Origin of the sequence: Bradyrhizobium sp. (genome assembly GCF_019242285.1) — a bacterium.
GTDB lineage: Bacteria > Pseudomonadota > Alphaproteobacteria > Rhizobiales > Xanthobacteraceae > Bradyrhizobium.
Map to the genome: position 1 here is coordinate 1 of NZ_JAFAVV010000708.1, position 15,825 is coordinate 15,825.

Here is a 15,825-nt window from a genome sequence, read left to right on the forward strand (position 1 = left end):
GCAATTCGACACCAAGATCGCGGTCGCGGTTCGCTCCGACCTCGAAGTCTGGCAGAAGCTCAACGTTGCCTCCTTCCTCGCCGGCGGCGTTGCCGCGGCGTTTCCGGAGTGCATCGGCGACGCCTACGAAGATGGCTCGGGCACGAAATATCTGTCGCTGATCGGCCAGCCGATCCTGATCTACGGCGCCGACCGCGCGGCGCTGTCGCGCGCGCTGGAACGGGCGCTGGCGCGGGGTGTGACGCCTGCGCTCTATACCGAGGACATGTTCAAGACCACCCATGACGCCGCCAACCGCGAGGTGGTGAAGGCCGTCGCCCGTGCCGATCTCAACCTGGTTGGCCTTGCCATGCGCGCCGAGCGCAAGGTGATCGACAAGATTGTCGACGGGCTGAAATTCCACACCTAGCTGCAGTCTCCGAGCGAACGGCGCCCCGGCCGGGAACCTGACTCACGGCTATGTGAGGGCGGGCGTCAAATTGGCGCTTGAAAATGACTGACTAGTCAGTCATACATGATCTCGAACTGAACAAGGCAGGGAAGCCGCTCATGGCGACACGAGGCCACAAGACCGGAGAGGTGCGGATGGCAGGCGCCGATGCCCCACCGGGCCGATCGAAGCCGGCGTCGAACCGCGCCTCGCGCGCCGCCGAGCGGCGTGCCGCGATCGTGGAGGCGGCGTTCGACGAGTTCGTCGCACGCGGCTTCGCGGCGACCCGGCTCGACGATATTGCGAGCCGCGCCGGCGTCGCCAAGGGCACGATCTACCTGCATTTCAAGGACAAGGAATCGATGTTCGAGGAACTGGTCCGCACCGCGATCGTGCCGCTGGTCGCGCAGATCGCAGCACCGCCATCGCCCCTGGTCTCGGTCCGTCACGCGCTCGAGGGCTTTGCCAGGACCTTCATCCGCGAGGTCGCGACCACGCGGCGAGGCGACATCATCCGCCTGATCGTGGCCGAGGGCCCGCGCTTTCCCGCCATCGCCGACTTCTACTACCGCGAGGTGATCTCGCGCGGCCTCGCCGCGATGCGCGCGCTCATCGAGCTTGGTATCCGGCGGGGTGAAATCCGCCAGACCGGGCTCGGCCGCTTTCCGCAGATCGTGGTCGCGCCCGCCATCGTCGCGGTGATCTGGAAGAGCCTTTTCGAGAAACATTCCCCGCTCGACGCCGACGAGATGCTGCGCGTCCACCTCGACCTGATCTTTGGCGAACGGAGCACGCCATGACGTTCAAACGATATCGATCACTGGCTGCGCTGGTGCTGGCGTCGACCTTGACGCTCACCGGCTGCAATGATCATCGCGACCCCGGCTTCCAGGGCTGGATCGAGGCCGACATGATCTTCGTCAGCCCCGACGAATCCGGGCGGGTGACCAGGCTCAACGTGCGCGAGGGCGACGAGGTCAAGAGCGGCGAGCAGCTCTATGCCGTCGACGACGATCTGCAGCAGGCCGATCTCAACCAGAACAACGCCACCCTGGCCAATGCCAAGCAGAGCTATGACCGCGCCGCCTCGCTGAGCAAGACCGGTGCCGGCACCCAGGCCAACCTCGATGCCGCAGTCTCCGCGCTGCGGGTTGCCGAGGCGCATGTCAACACCTCGCAGACGCGACTGGCGCGCCGCAACGGCTTCGCTCCGGTCGCCGGCACCGTGCAGCAGATCTATTTCCGCGAGGGCGAGACGGTGCCGGCAATGCGGCCGGTGCTGTCGATCATGCCGCCCGGCAACATGAAGCTGCGCTTCTTCGTGCCGGAGACCGAGCTGCCGAAGCTCGCGATCGGAGACGAAGTACGCGTGAGCTGCGACAATTGCGCGCCCGATCTCACCGCGAAAATCTACTTCATCGCGACCTCGGCCGAATATACTCCGCCCGTCATCTACAGCCTCGATGAACGCAACAAGCTCGTCTATCTGATCCAGGCGCGGCCGTCGCGGCCGGACGCGTTGCGCGTCGGCCAGCCGATCAGCGTCTATCTCAATCCCAAGACTCCGGTGGCGGCCAGGCAATGACGTCCGCACCCGCCATCGCCATCGACGTCAAGGGCCTGACCAAGTCGTTCGAGGGCCGCGAGGTCGTGCATGACCTGTCGATGCAGGTGAGGCGCGGCACGATCTACGGCTTTCTCGGTCCGAACGGTTCGGGCAAGACCACGACCATCCGCATGCTGTGCGGGTTGCTGACGCCCGACAGCGGCGAGGGCACCTGCCTCGGCTACGACATCCGCCGCGACGCCGACCTGATCAAGCGCCGGGTCGGCTACATGACCCAGCGCTTCAGCCTGTACCAGGACCTCTCGGTGCGCGAGAACCTGGAATTCGTGGCGCGGCTCTACGGCGTGCCGGATGCGCGTGCCGCCGCGCGCGACATGATCAGGCGACTCGGCCTCTCCGGTCGCGAGCAGCAGCTTGCCGGCGAATTGTCCGGCGGCTGGAAGCAGCGCTTGGCGCTCGGCGCCTGCACCTTGCCCAATCCGCAACTGCTGCTGCTCGACGAGCCGACCGCCGGCGTCGATCCCAAGGCGCGGCGCGACTTCTGGAACGAGATCCACGCGCTCGCGGCTGACGGGCTGACGGTGCTGGTCTCCACCCACTACATGGACGAGGCCGAGCGCTGTCACGAGATCGCCTATATCGCCTATGGCCACCTGCTCACGCACGGCACGGTGGAGGAGGTGATCGCGAAATCGGCGCTCACGACCTATACCGTGACCGGCGACGACCTGCACGAGCTCTCCGACGCGCTGGCCGGCAAGCCGGGGATCGACATGGTCGCGCCGTTCGGCACATCGCTGCACGTCTCCGGCCGCGACAAGGAGGCGCTGGAGACGACCGTCGCGCCCTGGCGCGAAAAGAGCGGGCTGCACTGGCAGCATTCAGCGCCGTCGCTCGAGGACGTCTTCATCGAGCTGATGAACCGCTCCAGGGACAATTTCCAATAAGGGTATGTGGCAATGAGCATCATGGCCGTCCCCGCCGAGCGCGGCGAAATCCGTGAATCGTCCTTCGGCTTCTGGCGCCGCTCCTACGCCATGGTGGTGAAGGAGTTCATTCAGCTCCGGCGCGATCGCGTGTCGTTTGCGATGATCGTGATGATTCCGGTGATGCAGCTTCTGCTGTTCGGCTTTGCCATCAACACCACGCCGCGGCAGATGCCTTCGGCCGTGCTGCTCCAGGAGGATACCGATCTCGGCCGCTCGATCCTGAAGGCGCTCGAGAACACTTCCTACTTCCGCTTCGACTACGAGGTGCACTCGGTCAGGGAGTTCGACGATCTGCTGCTGTCCGGCAAGGTGCTGTTCGGCGTCGAGATCCCGCGCGGCTTCGAGCGCGCGGTGCGGCGCGGCGATCATCCTGCGCTGCTGGTCGCGGCCGACGCCACCGATCCGGTGGCTGCGTCGTCGGCGCTGTCGTCGCTCGGCATCATTGCGCAGACGGCACTGGCTCATGACCTCAATGTCGGCGATCCGGCGGCGCTGCCATTCGAGGTGAGGGCGCATGCGCGCTACAACCCGGCGGCGTCCTCGCGTCTCAACATCGTGCCGGGTCTGGTCGGGACCATCCTGACCATGACGATGCTGATCTTCACCGCGCTGTCGGTGACGCGCGAGACCGAGCGCGGCACCATGGAAAGCCTGCTGTCGATGCCGATCAGGCCGGTCGAGGTGATGTTCGGAAAGATCGTGCCCTACGTGCTGGTCGGTTTCATCCAGGCCGCGATCATCGTCTCGATCGGCGTCCTGCTGTTCGGCGTGCCGGTTTATGGCAGCCTCATGCTGCTGGCCTTGCTGACGACGCTTTTCATCACGACCAACCTCGCGATCGGCTATACGTTCTCGACGCTGGCGCAGAACCAGCTCCAGGCGATGCAGCTCTCGATCATGTTCTTCCTGCCGAGCATCCTGCTGTCCGGCTTCATGTTTCCGTTCGCGGGCATGCCGGTCTGGGCGCAATATGTCGGCGAATGCCTGCCGCTGACCCACTATCTTCGCATCGTGCGCGCGATCATGCTGAAGGGCTCGAGCCTCCAGAATTTGGAATACGACGCGATCGCGCTGGTCGCTCTGATGCTGTTTGCGATGACGATCGCCGTGACGCGCTTCCGCCGCACCCTCGATTGAGGCTATATGGCCTCCGGCAGGCGGAGGGGACGATGGCGGCCATTACGAAATTCTGGCGGGACATCCTCGGGCCGCGCGAGGACGTGTCGAAGGATTTCGCGCACCTCCTGATGCGCGAGGTGATGCGCACGGAGCTTGTGCGGGTCAGGGCGCTGATCGTCGTCGCCCTCGTCATCATGCTCGGCATCTCGCTCGTGCACGCTCTCTTTCCCGAGGTGACACAGCGGGTGTGGAAGGGAATCAACCCGAACCTGGTCCAACTGGTCCTGGCCGGTTTCATCGCCTTCGAGATGTTCGTCCATCGGACGATCAGTCATCATCTGAAGCTCGACCGGGACCTGCCGTTCTATCGACGCTACGTCGGCGTGCTGATCGAAACCAGTGTGCCGACGCTGCTGCTCTCGCTGCAGATCGAAAGCATGGGGCCGGTGCGGGCGCTCGGCTTCGTGATGCCGCTGGTCTATTTCATCTTCATCATTCTCTCGACGCTGCGGCTCGATTTCTGGCTCTCGGCCTTCACTGGCCTGGTCGCGGCGACGGAGCTGTTCGCGATGGCGATGCATTACCGGCCCGTGGTCAATCCCGATCCCGAGCCGGAGCTCTATTATCATCTCTCGCGCAGCTTCGTCGTGTTTTCCTGCGGCTTGCTCGCGGGCGCCGTCGGCGTGCAGCTCCGCCGCGGCTTTGCGGCCAGCATCCGCGCGGCGACGGCACGCGACCGCCTCACCAACCTGTTCGGCCAGCATGTCTCGCCGCAGGTGGTCGAGCGGCTGCTGCTCGAAGGTGCCGGCACCCAAAGCGACATCCGGCAGGTCGCCGTGATGTTCGTCGATTTCCGCAGCTTCACCGCCAGCGCCCGCTCGCGCTCGCCGCAGGACGTCGTCGACCGGCTCGACGGCGCGTTCGCGGTGCTGGTCGAGATCCTCGATCGCCATGGCGGTATCGTCAACAAGTTCCTGGGCGACGGCTTTCTCGCGTTGTTCGGCGCGCCCTTCGAGGCCGAGGACCCCGCCCATCGCGCGGTCGGCGCCGCGCGCGAAATGCTCGCGGCGATGGCGCGGATCAACGAGGGCTCGACCTGGCCGCTGCGTATCGGCATCGGCATCCATTTCGGTGAGGTGGTCGCCGGCAACATCGGCTCGCCGCGGCGCAAGGAATATACCGTGATCGGCGACACCGTGAATTTCGCCTCGCGGCTGGAGGCGCTGAACAAGGAGTTCGGCTCGCACTTGTTGATCTCGTCCGCGGTGCACGAGGCGCTCGGCGAGAACGTCGCCGATGCCGTCTCGCTCGGCGACGTCCCGGTCCGAGGCTACGACCATCCGGTGCGGGTGTGGCAATTAGGATAGATCGTCGTCGGGTCGGGTTAGGGTGGGCTAATCTAAGACGCGAAGCGTCGTGCCCACCATCTGTCCGGAGTCACTGCTGCAAAATGGTGGCACGCCCGGCCTCCGCTCTCACGAGCGAAGGCCAAGCTTAGCCCACCCTACGATTGTGCTTCGCCGGCTGCCTCCTCGTGGATGATCATCAAACCTGCGGCGCCGCCAGATTCTCCACCTTCGCCCCGTCACGTTCCTCGATGATCTCGGCGATCCATTGCCGGTGGCAATGGCTGTGATCGCGCTCGTAGCAGAGCAGGCAGACCGGCCCGGCCTTCTTCACCAGCGACGACAATTCGTCGAGCTGTTCCTTGGCCTGCGCGGTCTTCAGGTGCTTGGCGTAGATCCTGCGCAGCACGTCGTACTGCCCGCTGCGCGCGGCGAGCCGTCCTTCCTTCGGCGTGCCGAGGCCCGCAAGATGGATGTAGGCGATGCCGCGCTCGTCGAGCCCGGCCGCAAGCTGGTTCTTGGAGAAGCCCGGCCTTCGCGACGAAGTCACCGCGCGGACGTCGACCAAGAGCTTGACGCCGGCCTGTGCCAGCTCGTCGAGCACGGCCTTCGACGGCGTCTGCTCATAGCCGATGGTGAACAGCTTTTTGGCGCGCGCCATGCCGCTCAGCTCACCCGCTTGATCAATTCCATCGCGCCGGCGGGCGCGCGGATCTTGCCCTCGTGGATCACATAGGCGAACACGTCGCGCGGTGTCTTCTTGGCGCTTGGCTTGTCAGCCCGCTTCAGATCGTCGGGCTCGCCGCCCTCGGCCCAGAGCTGAAGCCGCTTGGCCCAGGCATCGAGCTGCTTCGGTGGATAGCAGGTCGCCAGCTCATCATTCCCCTTCTGCAGTCGTGCATAGACGAAGTCGGAAACGACGTCCGCGATCGCCGGATAGGTGTTGTGCTCCGCGAACACCACGGGCGTCTGGAACTGGCGCAGCAGCGCAACGAATGCTGGCACCGAGAAGCTCGGATGTCGCACCTCGACCACATGGCGCAGCTTGCGGCCGTCGATCTCGCGCGGCAACAGCTCCAGGAACTTGCCGAAATCGGCATCGTCGAACTTCTTCGTCGGCGCGAACTGCCACAGCACAGGCCCGAGCCGGTCGCCGAGCTCGAGCACGCCGGTATTGTAGAAATGCTTGATCGAATCGCCGGCGCCTGAGAGTTCGCGGCGGTTGGTCGCAAAGCGTGGCCCCTTGAGCGAGAACACGAAGCCATCAGGCACCTCGCGCGCCCATTTGCGGAAACTCTCCGGCTTCTGCGAGCCGTAATAGGTGCCGTTGATCTCGATCGAGGTCAGCTTGGACGCCGCATATTGCAGCTCCTTCGATTGCGCCAGCTTCTCGGGATAGAACACGCCGCGCCAAGGCGCGAAGGTCCAGCCGCCGACGCCGAGATAGATGTGGCCAGTTTTCTTGGACGAAGCCGGGGACTTGGTCACGCGAACATCTCTTTGCAAATGATGGAGCCGGGCGCGCAGACTAATCAAAACCGAACGCAGTGGCCAGTTCGCCGGTCGCGGAAAAGGCTTCTTTCCGTGCTGGCGGACATGGTGACGTCGCGTGCGACTTCAAGCTAGGATATCGAGAATCGAGGAGTTTCTGGATGCGGACCGTGATCGCATTGACGCTCTCCCTTGCAGCTTCCGGCGCATTGGCCGACGAAGCCGACGAGGCGCATCGCCAGGCGCTGCAGGGACGCGACAGCTACTGGAACTGCCTGGCGCGGGAATATTCGCAGGAGCGCCTCAAGACCATGTCGTCCGATGATTTCATCGCGGACATCGCGGCGGCCTGTCCCTCGGAGCGGCAGAATTTCCGCGTGATGTTGATGGACTATCTCGCGTTCGAGCATCCGGACCAGGACCAGGGCGCGCGGCTGACCACCGCCAACCGCGCGATCGAGCTCGCGCAAAAGGACATCGTCACCGCCTTCGTCAAGCGCAAGGGCGCTGCGAACTAGCTCTGCGGTGCCAGTCCGGCCTATTTCCGCGGCCTGATCATCCGTGTTATCCATCCGGCGGGGACAACAAGGATTTCAAGGTCATGACGTCGCAGTCGGTGGCAGGCTTCTTGGGCGGCATTATTGCACTCGCGGTGCTGGCGGCCGCGGTCGTCTATGGACCGATCGGCCAGTTCGGCAAGCCGGTGCAGCCGGCCGCGGTGCAGCAGCCGGCCCAGGCGGCGCCGGCCGCGCCTGCGCCGCGCGGGCCGGTGATCAAGGAAGTGCCGAATTAGTCACAGCCCGCCAAAAGCGCGCCGCGCCTCTTGCCAAGCGCGGGCGGTGCTCTTATCTGTTCGTCAACGGCGACGTTGATGCTTTGAGAAAGGCTCCGGCGCTGGGACGACCACGCAATGACTGGGCAGCGCCGGATGTACGCGCGCCTGTTGTTCGTGGTCGTTGGTGTTTCTGGGGAACTTTCAGCACCTGAAGGCCGAACTTGCCGAGGCACTGTGGCTTGGCATCGCCGGAGCCTGCGGATATACGCTGGCCCGCCATGAATGAAGCCGTTCTCCCGGACCTCGACCAGCCCACGCAAACGACCGAGCAGGCGGCGAACGTGCCGATGCTGTCGGTGGTCGTGCCGACCTTCAACGAGCGCGACAATGTCGGCGTGCTCTACGGCAAGCTGGAAGCGACGCTGAAAGGCATCGCCTGGGAGGTCCTCTTCGTCGACGACAATTCGCCCGACGGTACCTCCGAAGTGGTGCGGGCCCTGGCGGCGCAGGACGCGCGCGTGCGCTGCGTCCGCCGGATCGGACGGCGTGGCCTGTCCGGCGCCTGCATCGAGGGCATCCTCGCGTCCAGCGCACCGTTCGCGGCGGTGATGGATGCCGACCTGCAACATGACGAGACGCAACTGCCGAAGATGCTGGCGCTGCTCGAAAGCGGGGAGGCGGAACTGGTGGTCGGCAGCCGCTATATCGCGGGCGGCAGTGCCGCGGGCTTCAACCGTCGACGCGCGGGCGCGAGCGCATTTGCCACCGAGGTCGCCAAGCGCGTGCTGGGAGTGCGCATCGCCGACCCGATGAGCGGCTTCTTCATGATCCGGCGCGACCGTTTCGAGCAATTGGCGCCGGAACTGTCGACCCAGGGCTTCAAGATCCTGCTCGACATCGTTGCCACCGCCCGCGGCGAGTTGCGCACGGTCGAGATCCCCTTCACCTTCGGCTCGCGCCTGCATGGCGAGAGCAAGCTCGATTCCATGGTGGCGCTGGATTTCCTCGGTCTGGTGCTGGCGAAGTTCACGCACGATACGGTATCGCTGCGCTTCCTGCTGTTCGCGATGGTCGGCGGCACCGGTCTGTTCGTTCATCTGGGCACGCTGTTCCTGGGACTGCAGCTCTTCGAGCTGCCGTTCGCGGAGGCGCAGGCGCTCGGCGCCTTCGTCGCCATGACCTCGAACTTCGTTCTCAACAACTTCCTGACCTATCGCGACCAGCGGCTGAAGGGCCTTGCGATTCTGCGCGGGCTGCTCGCCTTCTATCTCGTCTGCAGCGTCGGTCTGTTCGCCAATGTCGGCGTGGCGTTCTCGGTCTACGACCAGGAGCCGATCTGGTGGCTCGCGGGCGCCGCCGGTGCGCTGATGGGTGTGGTCTGGAACTACGCGATGTCGGGGCTGTTCGTCTGGCGCAAGCGATGAAGCCGGTGGTCGGCTCCATCGAGGCTGGCGTCGCCAAGGACGCCGGCCTCGCCCGCAACACGGCGCTCGTCGTTCTCGCATTGGTGCTGATGCGGCTGGTCGCGGCGGCCGTGACGCCGCTGACCTTCGACGAAGCCTATTACTGGACCTGGTCGAAGCATCTTGCCTCCGGCTATTACGACCATCCGCCGATGGTCGCGCTGGTGATCCGGTTCGGTACCCTTCTTGCCGGCGACAGCGAGCTCGGGGTGCGGCTGTTCTCGATCCTGCTCGCGCTGCCGATGAGCTACGCGGTCTATCGCGCGGCCGAAATCCTGTTCGGCGGCGCGCGCGTCGGGGCGACCGCCGCGATCCTGCTCAACATCACCATGATGGCGGCGGTCGGCACGCTGATCGTGACGCCGGATTCGCCGCTGCTGGTGGCGTCCAGCTTCGTGCTGTTCTTCCTCGCCAAGGTGCTGGAGAGCGGGCGAGGGGTGTGGTGGCTCGCGGTCGGCGTCGCCGTCGGTGCGGCGCTGCTGTCGAAATACACCTCGCTGCTGTTCGGCCTTGCGATCCTGATCTGGCTCGTCATGGTGCCGGAGCTGCGGCGCTGGTTGCGCTCGCCCTGGCCCTATCTCGGTGGCATCGTCGCGTTCGCGGTGTTCGCGCCGGTGATCCATTGGAACTACGAGCATCAATGGATGTCGTTCGTCAAGCAGCTCGGCCGCGCCCGGATCGAAGACTTTCGCCTCGGCTATATCGGCGAATTGATCCCGACCCAGGTCGCGTTCGCAACCCCGCTGGTCTTCATCCTCGGCGCGATGGGGCTGCACGCGCTGATTTACCGTGCACCCGGTGAAAGATCGGCGCGGGTGCTGGTGGGCGTGATGTTCTGGACCATCACGGCCTATTTCGTTTGGCACTCGCTGCATGCGCGCGTCGAGGCCAATTGGTTCGCGCCGGTTTATCCGGCGCTCGCGGTCGCGGCCGCGGTTGCGGCCGATCGCGTGCCATGGCAGGGCCGCGCCAAGCGCCTCGCGCAATTCTGCCGGCGCTGGGCCGCGCCGGTCGGCCTTGCGATGTTCGGGTTCCTGATCGTGCAGGCCAATACCGGCTGGCTGTCGCTCTATCGGCGCGACGCCACCGTGCGCAGCGTCGGCATCGGCTGGCGCGAACTCGCCGGCGAGATCGAGGCGGTCCGTGCCAGCACCCACGCCACCTGCGTGCTGGCGGCGGACTACGGCACCACCGGCTGGCTCGCCTTCTACCTGCCGCAGGGCACCTGCGTCGCCCAGCAGGCGCAACGCTACCGCTGGACCTTCATGCCGGAGCCCGATGCGACTGAACTCGCCGGCCCCGTGCTGTATGTCGACGAGACGGGCCCCACGCCGCCTTTGCGCGAGGCGTTCGCGAGCGTCCAGCGCGTGGCCGAGCTGCCGCGCAAGCGCGGCCCGCTGGTGATCGAGACCTATGTGCTTGAGCTGTTGCAGGGCCCGCGCGGCGAGGTCCTCAACCATGGGCCGCCGCCCGAACTGCAATAGCGGTTTCAGGCGGCCGGCCGCCGCTCGGTCCGGATTTCGGTCAGCACCTTGTCGCTGGAATGGATCGCCAGCATGTTGATGCCGACGTCGAGAATGACGTAGCCGCGCGTCTCCAGCCATTGTCGCAGATGGGCGGCGTCGGCCTTGATCTTCTCGATCAGCATGACCGGCTGGCTCTTCCCGATGGTCGCCTTCGCGCCTTCCAGCGCCTCCATCTCCATGCCCTCGACGTCGATCTTGATCAGGTCGACCCGCGGCAGGCCGAACTCGTCGAGCGCGAGCTTGCGCACCTCGACCGTGTTCTGCGCATAGTCGATCGGCTGGCCGATGAACTCGTTGCCGGCGCGCTGGCGCAGCTCCAGGCTGCCGAAGCTCGAAGGGACGAAGTAGTTCGGATTCGGGATCGCGAGGACCCCCGATTCGGAGGACACCGCGCCATGCACCGCCAGCGCGTTGAAGCAGTTGTTGATCGCGATGTTGCCGGCGAGCGCGTAGTAGATGCGCTCCTGGGCCTCGACCGCGAGCACCGATCCCCAGCCGGTCATCGCCTTGGCCCATTCGACGGTGTGGACGCCGATATTGGCGCCGCAATCGAGCGCCACCACGCCGTCGCCGTGGTATTTGCGCCGGAGCGCCAGCAGTTCGACCGCCATGTTGACTTCCAGCGGATCGAACTGCGCCGTCTCCAGGATCTGGAAACCGACCCCAAAACCGTGCTGGGCATCGACCATCCGATAGTCGAAGCGGTTGACGATCATCGTTCCGTGATTGCTGGAAGCCAGCACGAAGGCGAGCTTGCGCCCCACGCTCTGCATCGAGGTCTCCTGAAGGGCAAAGCCCACATGTGTTGGAAGGGACGCAAGCTACGAATCGCTCTTTGCAGGAGCTTACTGGCACTTGACGCAAGCCACCATTGGCGAGCCAGATCCCGGGCGCGTCCGTCCAAAACCTGGGTTTCAACCGGCTATCAACAGAGAAAAAATCCGAGCAATTACGGGTGGTTCGTCCCAAATTGAGGCATATATTACCGCTTGCCAAAGTTCCGCCCGGACTTAATCTGCATTTAACTAAATCTCGCCTTAATGACGGCTTGCGCCTCTGCGAGATGCTGCGGCGCGACTGCAAGTCCGCGTGGCATCGAGAGGGAAAAGTGGAACCATCCTGGACGCTTAGTGGATGAGTATGTACAGCGTTGCCGCAGCGGGGCATGTCCGCAGACCGCCTTCTTCCCGAATGACCAAGTCTTCGGCCGGGTCTTTGCGACAAGCCAAGGCTCCTCGACAGACCGGTCTTCTTCGTCCCTTCGGCGGCGTGGCGCTCGCCTGTGTGGTGGCGGCCTGCGGCTGGACCGTCTACAGCAACGTGTTCGGGGCTGACGTCTATCCGACGCTCGGCACAGACGCCTCTGATGCGGTCAACGCGCCGGCCGGGCCGATGGCCACACGCCAAGCGTCCCAGGCCATCCGGGATGCCTTCACGATCCTGCCCGAGGCGACGTCGGTGTTCGCCAAGCCGAAGCGGGTCGCAGCGCTCTCGCCATCCGAATTCAACGACCGCTTCTCGGCCGCCCAGCCGCAGGGTGTCGCCTCGCGTGCGGCGGAAGGCGCCCCGCCGCCAGCGGCGGCGCCCAAACTTGCAGTCGCGCCGAAGCCGGACCTGCCCAAGCTTGCCGAGGCGTCCAAGGAGACATCGAAGACCAGGCCGGCGGCGCCGATGCAGATCGCCTCCCTCAACGTTCCGCCGCCGTCCGCCCAGCCTCCGGCGGAGGCCAGGCCGACACGATCGGGACTCTCGCTTGGCGACATGGCCCAGCGCGCCAAGCAGGCGGTGTTGTCGATCACCTCCCCCAACCGCAGCGCGATCACCGAGAAGCTGTGGGGCAAGCCGCAGCCCTCGCAGGGGGGAACGCTGCTCGCCTACGCCTCCGCCGACGCCAACGTAACCGGCAGCCTGCAGGACAATGGCGACAAGCCGCGCTACGAGCGCGACACCGCCGTCTACGACATCTCCGCGCACGTTGTGTACCTGCCCGACGGCTCCAAGCTCGAGGCGCATTCCGGCCTCGGCTCCAAGCTCGACGATCCGAGCTCCGCGCCGGTCCGCATGCACGGCGTGACGCCGCCGCACATGTATGAATTGTCCCCGCGCGAGTCGTTGTTCCACGGCGTGGCCGCGCTGCGGCTCAATCCGGTCGGCGGCGAGGGCGCGATCTACGGCCGCTCCGGCCTGCTCGCGCACAGCTTCATGCTCGGCCCGAACGGCGACTCCAACGGTTGCGTATCGTTCCGCGACTACAACGCCTTCCTCGACGCCTATCACAACAAGGGCATCCGCAAGCTCGCGGTCGTCACCCGGATCGACTGATGGCGCAGCGGTGGCGGGCGCCCACGCGCCCGCTGGCATCACATCGGCTGTGATGGTGATGCCACAGGCTTCGCCTCGTACATCGATATTTGTCGAAACGCTCTTGCCTGTATGCGCGGGATCCCTTATGAGCGCGCTCCTTCGCAGGGTTCTGGTTCGGGCTCGTTGAGACCCGACTGGCGCGGGCCGGTTTCCGGTTTCGTGTTCCGCCATGCGGGGAAAGCGACTGCAAGCACATGGCGTGCGCCGGCAAAGTCCGGAGGTCCGGTTCGATTCCGAGCGGTTGCCCAACCAAGGATAGCTCAGTGGTAGAGCAGGTGATTGAGATTCATCATGTCGCGGGTTCGACTCCCGTTCCAAGCGCTCCGGTTTAGCCTGAAAAACTAAGCCTCCCATTGAAGGGGACCGGACGCGCGCTTCAGTCGCGGTCCGGCCGTTTTGCCGCAAGGCTCTTCGTCCGTCACCATCGACACTGAAAGACCGGCTTTGCGCCGCGGTGGATACCGCTTGCGCCGATTGCCGGGAGTTTTGTTCGTCCCGCCCGGCGCAAGCCGGGTGGGATGCGCAGGCTTCCGTCATGACGCAAGCTGAAACCCCGGCCCGCCGTTCTCGCAGGAAGCCGCGTCCGCGTCTCCGCATCCTTTGATTTTGAAGCTTGCCTTCCGGCCAGGGGTCGGACGGTCGACGACGGAGGTGTGCCATGACGCATGTGTTGATTCTGCGGGTGACGGTGAAGGACGGCGAGCGCGCGCTGGTGACGCGCAACGGTCGGCTCGAGCGCGTGCTCGCGCCGGGCCGCCACCGCCTGTTCGATCCGCGGCGCGAACTCGCAGCCGAGGTGCTGGGCGTGGTCCGGACCGAGTTTCCGGCCGCGCGCTACGCGGTGCTCAAGGCCGCGCGGCCCGATCTCGCCGCCGAGCTGTTCGAGGCGGTCGAGACCAAGGCCAACGAGATCGCGATCGTCAGCCTCGACGGCCGCCCGGTGCACCTGATGGTGCCCTGGGAGAGCCGCGTCTACTGGAAGGTCGCGACCCGGATCGAGGTCGAGCGCATCGACGTGGCGGAGGATCCGCGCGTCAGCGTGCGGCATCTGGCGATGATCGAGCGCAACCGCCCGACCATCGTGACCGAGGCGGTGGTCGAGAACCACGAGGCCGGCCTGCTCTATGTCGAGGGCCGTCTGGTGGAGCGGCTGGCGCCGGGCCGGCACGCCTTCTGGGTGGCGGGCCGCAAGATCGAGGTCAAGCGCCTCGACCTGCGTCCGCAGGTGGTCGAGATCACCGCGCAGGAGATGCTGACCAGGGACCGCATCGCGCTGCGCGTGACGCTCACCGCGTTCCGCCGGATCGTTGATCCGGAGCGCGTGGTGGCGAGCGTGCCGGATGTGGACGCGTGGCTGTACCGGCTGGTGCAGTTCGCGATCCGCGAGGCGGTCGCCGGCCGCAGCCTCGACGAGGTGCTGCAGGCCAAGGCGGCGCTCGATGCCGAGCTTCGCGACTACGTGCGCGCACGGGTCGCGGAGTCCGGTGTCGAGGTCACGGAGCTCGGCGTCAAGGACGTGATCCTGCCCGGCGAGATCCGCGAGCTCGTCAACAAGGTGGTGGAGGCGGAGCGGCTGGCGAAGGCCAACCTGATCCGCCGGCAGGAGGAGACCGCGGCGACGCGCTCGCTCCTGAACACCGCCAAGCTGATGGAGGAGAACCCGCTGCTGCTTCGGCTCAAGGAGCTGGAGTCGCTGGAGCGGCTGGTCGAGAAGGTCGGCCGCATCGACCTGCATGCAGGCGAGGGGGCGGGCCTCGACGCGCTGCTGACGCGCCTGGTTCGCCTCAAGCCGGCGGAGACGGCGTAGACAAGAAGGGTCGCCTGCGGGCGGCCCTTCACTGTTTTCGGCTTCCGCTCTACTCGCGCGCGCAGCAGGAGGGTGGCGCGGTGCGGACCGAGCGGATCGGGATGGCGGTGCAGTGAGGCTGGGCTGCCGTGTGCCGGCTGCGATCTCAATTCGGATTTACATCTCAAACAGCTACTTGATGTCGTCGCCCGACTTGATCGGGCGACCCAGCATTCCAGAGACGTCGGTGCTTGAATCGAGATGTCTCTGGAATGCTGGATGCCCGCATGCGCGGGCATGACAACGGAGAGGGACGTGACTGCGCATTCCCGCGGCATGAAATGCCCGAGTTGCTCCAGTCGATCACCCTCGAAGAAGCGGAGGGCGCAGGGAATGCCGAGTGCTTCAGCCGCACCCATGGCCCCCGTGCAACAAAAAGCACGGGGTAGGAACCACAGGTTCAGCCGAGATCACCGGCATTCCCTGCGCGATGGTGTTAACGCTTATACGTGATCTCCCCGGGGAGCGGGCTTTCTTGCCCCCGTCGCCTGCTGATCGTCGATCTGCAAGCTTAGCGCCAGCGTCGCGGCGCCAGGACCACACGATTTCGCCGTCCGCTCGATGCTGCTCGCCTCGCAGCACCTCGCGTCCACCGCATCCCGCCTCCCACGTCCGTGACGATCGCGATACGCCCCTCCAGGTGGAGGCGGGACATGGCCTATATAGGCCGATTCCAGTTTCTGTAAAAGCGAAATATCTTTCGAGCCGAGGCTTGACACGAATTCGGTAAATCAGTGCGTCGGGCAAATCAGTTGGCGTTCCCGCCTTAGCCTGCCGAGCCTAGGGGCAGATATGGCTCTGCCCACCTACGGATTCTGAACCTGGCGCGCCATCACCTTGCGCAACTGCATCTCGTGATCGATCGCGGACCGGACCGGCGAACGCTCTTGCATGCGTTGCAGATAGTCG

The 15,825-nt window shown here is 65.4% G+C and carries 15 protein-coding genes and 1 tRNA gene; 13 read left to right on the forward strand and 3 right to left on the reverse strand.

Annotated elements, in window-relative coordinates; all coding sequences use genetic code 11:
- The 6 genes from JOY90_RS28610 to JOY90_RS28635 all read left to right on the forward strand — a co-directional run.
- Positions 1–409 (forward strand): DUF2000 family protein (locus tag JOY90_RS28610; RefSeq protein WP_291694448.1); only part of this gene is annotated, 409 nt, incomplete at its 5' end.
- A 176-nt stretch (positions 410–585) separates the two neighbouring features.
- Positions 586–1,230, forward strand: coding sequence for a TetR/AcrR family transcriptional regulator (locus JOY90_RS28615; protein WP_291694462.1), 645 nt, complete (start codon positions 586–588; stop codon positions 1,228–1,230).
- Entirely contained in the window at positions 1,227–2,015 is a 789-nt protein-coding gene (locus JOY90_RS28620; RefSeq protein WP_291694449.1) for an HlyD family secretion protein, read from the forward strand. Before JOY90_RS28615 ends, JOY90_RS28620 begins: the two co-directional genes overlap by 4 nt.
- The gene (locus JOY90_RS28625; protein WP_291694450.1) at positions 2,012–2,944 is read left to right on the forward strand and encodes an ABC transporter ATP-binding protein; all 933 of its coding nucleotides are present in this window, start codon (positions 2,012–2,014) and stop codon (positions 2,942–2,944) included. The genes JOY90_RS28620 and JOY90_RS28625 overlap by 4 nt, the downstream gene beginning before the upstream one ends.
- Positions 2,945–2,956: 12 nt before the next feature.
- Entirely contained in the window at positions 2,957–4,123 is a 1,167-nt protein-coding gene (locus JOY90_RS28630) for an ABC transporter permease (protein ID WP_291694451.1), read from the forward strand.
- A 32-nt stretch (positions 4,124–4,155) separates the two neighbouring features.
- Complete coding sequence (locus tag JOY90_RS28635; RefSeq protein WP_291694452.1) at positions 4,156–5,472, forward strand: adenylate/guanylate cyclase domain-containing protein; 1,317 nt, start codon at positions 4,156–4,158, stop codon at positions 5,470–5,472.
- 178 nt (positions 5,473–5,650) lie between these two features.
- On the opposite strand, the gene JOY90_RS28640 is transcribed toward JOY90_RS28635, so the two are convergent.
- Together JOY90_RS28640 and JOY90_RS28645 are read right to left on the reverse strand one after the other, a co-directional pair.
- Positions 5,651–6,112 (reverse strand): DUF488 family protein, encoded by a 462-nt coding sequence (locus JOY90_RS28640; protein WP_291694453.1) that lies wholly within the window; start codon positions 6,110–6,112, stop codon positions 5,651–5,653.
- A gap of 5 nt (positions 6,113–6,117) precedes the next feature.
- A complete protein-coding gene (locus tag JOY90_RS28645; protein WP_291694454.1) occupies positions 6,118–6,939 on the reverse strand; it encodes a DUF72 domain-containing protein in 822 nt (273 codons plus the stop codon).
- A gap of 164 nt (positions 6,940–7,103) precedes the next feature.
- On the opposite strand from JOY90_RS28645, the gene JOY90_RS28650 reads away from it, so the two are divergent.
- From JOY90_RS28650 to JOY90_RS28665, 4 genes are all read left to right on the forward strand, one after another.
- On the forward strand, positions 7,104–7,460 hold the full coding sequence (locus JOY90_RS28650; RefSeq protein ID WP_291694455.1) for a hypothetical protein: 357 nt from the start codon (positions 7,104–7,106) through the stop codon (positions 7,458–7,460).
- Positions 7,461–7,543: 83 nt separating this feature from the next.
- Entirely contained in the window at positions 7,544–7,735 is a 192-nt protein-coding gene (locus tag JOY90_RS28655; RefSeq protein ID WP_291694456.1) for a hypothetical protein, read from the forward strand.
- 260 nt (positions 7,736–7,995) lie between these two features.
- Positions 7,996–9,141, forward strand: a complete 1,146-nt coding sequence (locus tag JOY90_RS28660) for a glycosyltransferase family 2 protein (protein ID WP_291694457.1) — start codon at positions 7,996–7,998, stop codon at positions 9,139–9,141.
- Positions 9,138–10,664, forward strand: a complete 1,527-nt coding sequence (locus JOY90_RS28665; RefSeq protein WP_291694458.1) for a glycosyltransferase family 39 protein — start codon at positions 9,138–9,140, stop codon at positions 10,662–10,664. Before JOY90_RS28660 ends, JOY90_RS28665 begins: the two co-directional genes overlap by 4 nt.
- 5 nt (positions 10,665–10,669) lie before the next feature.
- Here JOY90_RS28665 and JOY90_RS28670 read toward each other — a convergent pair whose 3' ends face one another.
- Positions 10,670–11,479, reverse strand: coding sequence for an FkbM family methyltransferase (locus JOY90_RS28670; protein WP_291694459.1), 810 nt, complete (start codon positions 11,477–11,479; stop codon positions 10,670–10,672).
- A gap of 496 nt (positions 11,480–11,975) precedes the next feature.
- Between JOY90_RS28670 and JOY90_RS28675 the strand changes: the two genes are divergently transcribed.
- The 3 genes from JOY90_RS28675 (at position 11,976) to JOY90_RS28685 (ending at position 14,877) form a co-directional block, all read left to right on the forward strand.
- Entirely contained in the window at positions 11,976–13,028 is a 1,053-nt protein-coding gene (locus JOY90_RS28675; RefSeq protein WP_367277005.1) for a DUF2778 domain-containing protein, read from the forward strand.
- 295 nt (positions 13,029–13,323) lie between these two features.
- A tRNA-Leu gene (locus tag JOY90_RS28680) sits at positions 13,324–13,388 on the forward strand.
- Between the two features lie 340 nt (positions 13,389–13,728).
- Positions 13,729–14,877, forward strand: coding sequence for a slipin family protein (locus JOY90_RS28685; protein ID WP_291694461.1), 1,149 nt, complete (start codon positions 13,729–13,731; stop codon positions 14,875–14,877).
- Positions 14,878–15,825: the final 948 nt, after the last annotated feature.

Coding starts and splice junctions, on each gene's coding strand:
- JOY90_RS28615 (WP_291694462.1), top strand. CDS start 586: ATGGCAGGCGCCGATGCCCCACCGGGCCGATCGAAGCCGGCGTCGAAC.
- JOY90_RS28620 (WP_291694449.1), top strand. CDS start 1,227: ATGACGTTCAAACGATATCGATCACTGGCTGCGCTGGTGCTGGCGTCG.
- JOY90_RS28625 (WP_291694450.1), top strand. CDS start 2,012: ATGACGTCCGCACCCGCCATCGCCATCGACGTCAAGGGCCTGACCAAG.
- JOY90_RS28630 (WP_291694451.1), top strand. CDS start 2,957: ATGAGCATCATGGCCGTCCCCGCCGAGCGCGGCGAAATCCGTGAATCG.
- JOY90_RS28635 (WP_291694452.1), top strand. CDS start 4,156: ATGGCGGCCATTACGAAATTCTGGCGGGACATCCTCGGGCCGCGCGAG.
- JOY90_RS28640 (WP_291694453.1), bottom strand. CDS start 6,112: ATGGCGCGCGCCAAAAAGCTGTTCACCATCGGCTATGAGCAGACGCCG.
- JOY90_RS28650 (WP_291694455.1), top strand. CDS start 7,104: ATGCGGACCGTGATCGCATTGACGCTCTCCCTTGCAGCTTCCGGCGCA.
- JOY90_RS28655 (WP_291694456.1), top strand. CDS start 7,544: ATGACGTCGCAGTCGGTGGCAGGCTTCTTGGGCGGCATTATTGCACTC.
- JOY90_RS28660 (WP_291694457.1), top strand. CDS start 7,996: ATGAATGAAGCCGTTCTCCCGGACCTCGACCAGCCCACGCAAACGACC.
- JOY90_RS28665 (WP_291694458.1), top strand. CDS start 9,138: ATGAAGCCGGTGGTCGGCTCCATCGAGGCTGGCGTCGCCAAGGACGCC.
- JOY90_RS28670 (WP_291694459.1), bottom strand. CDS start 11,479: ATGCAGAGCGTGGGGCGCAAGCTCGCCTTCGTGCTGGCTTCCAGCAAT.
- JOY90_RS28685 (WP_291694461.1), top strand. CDS start 13,729: ATGACGCATGTGTTGATTCTGCGGGTGACGGTGAAGGACGGCGAGCGC.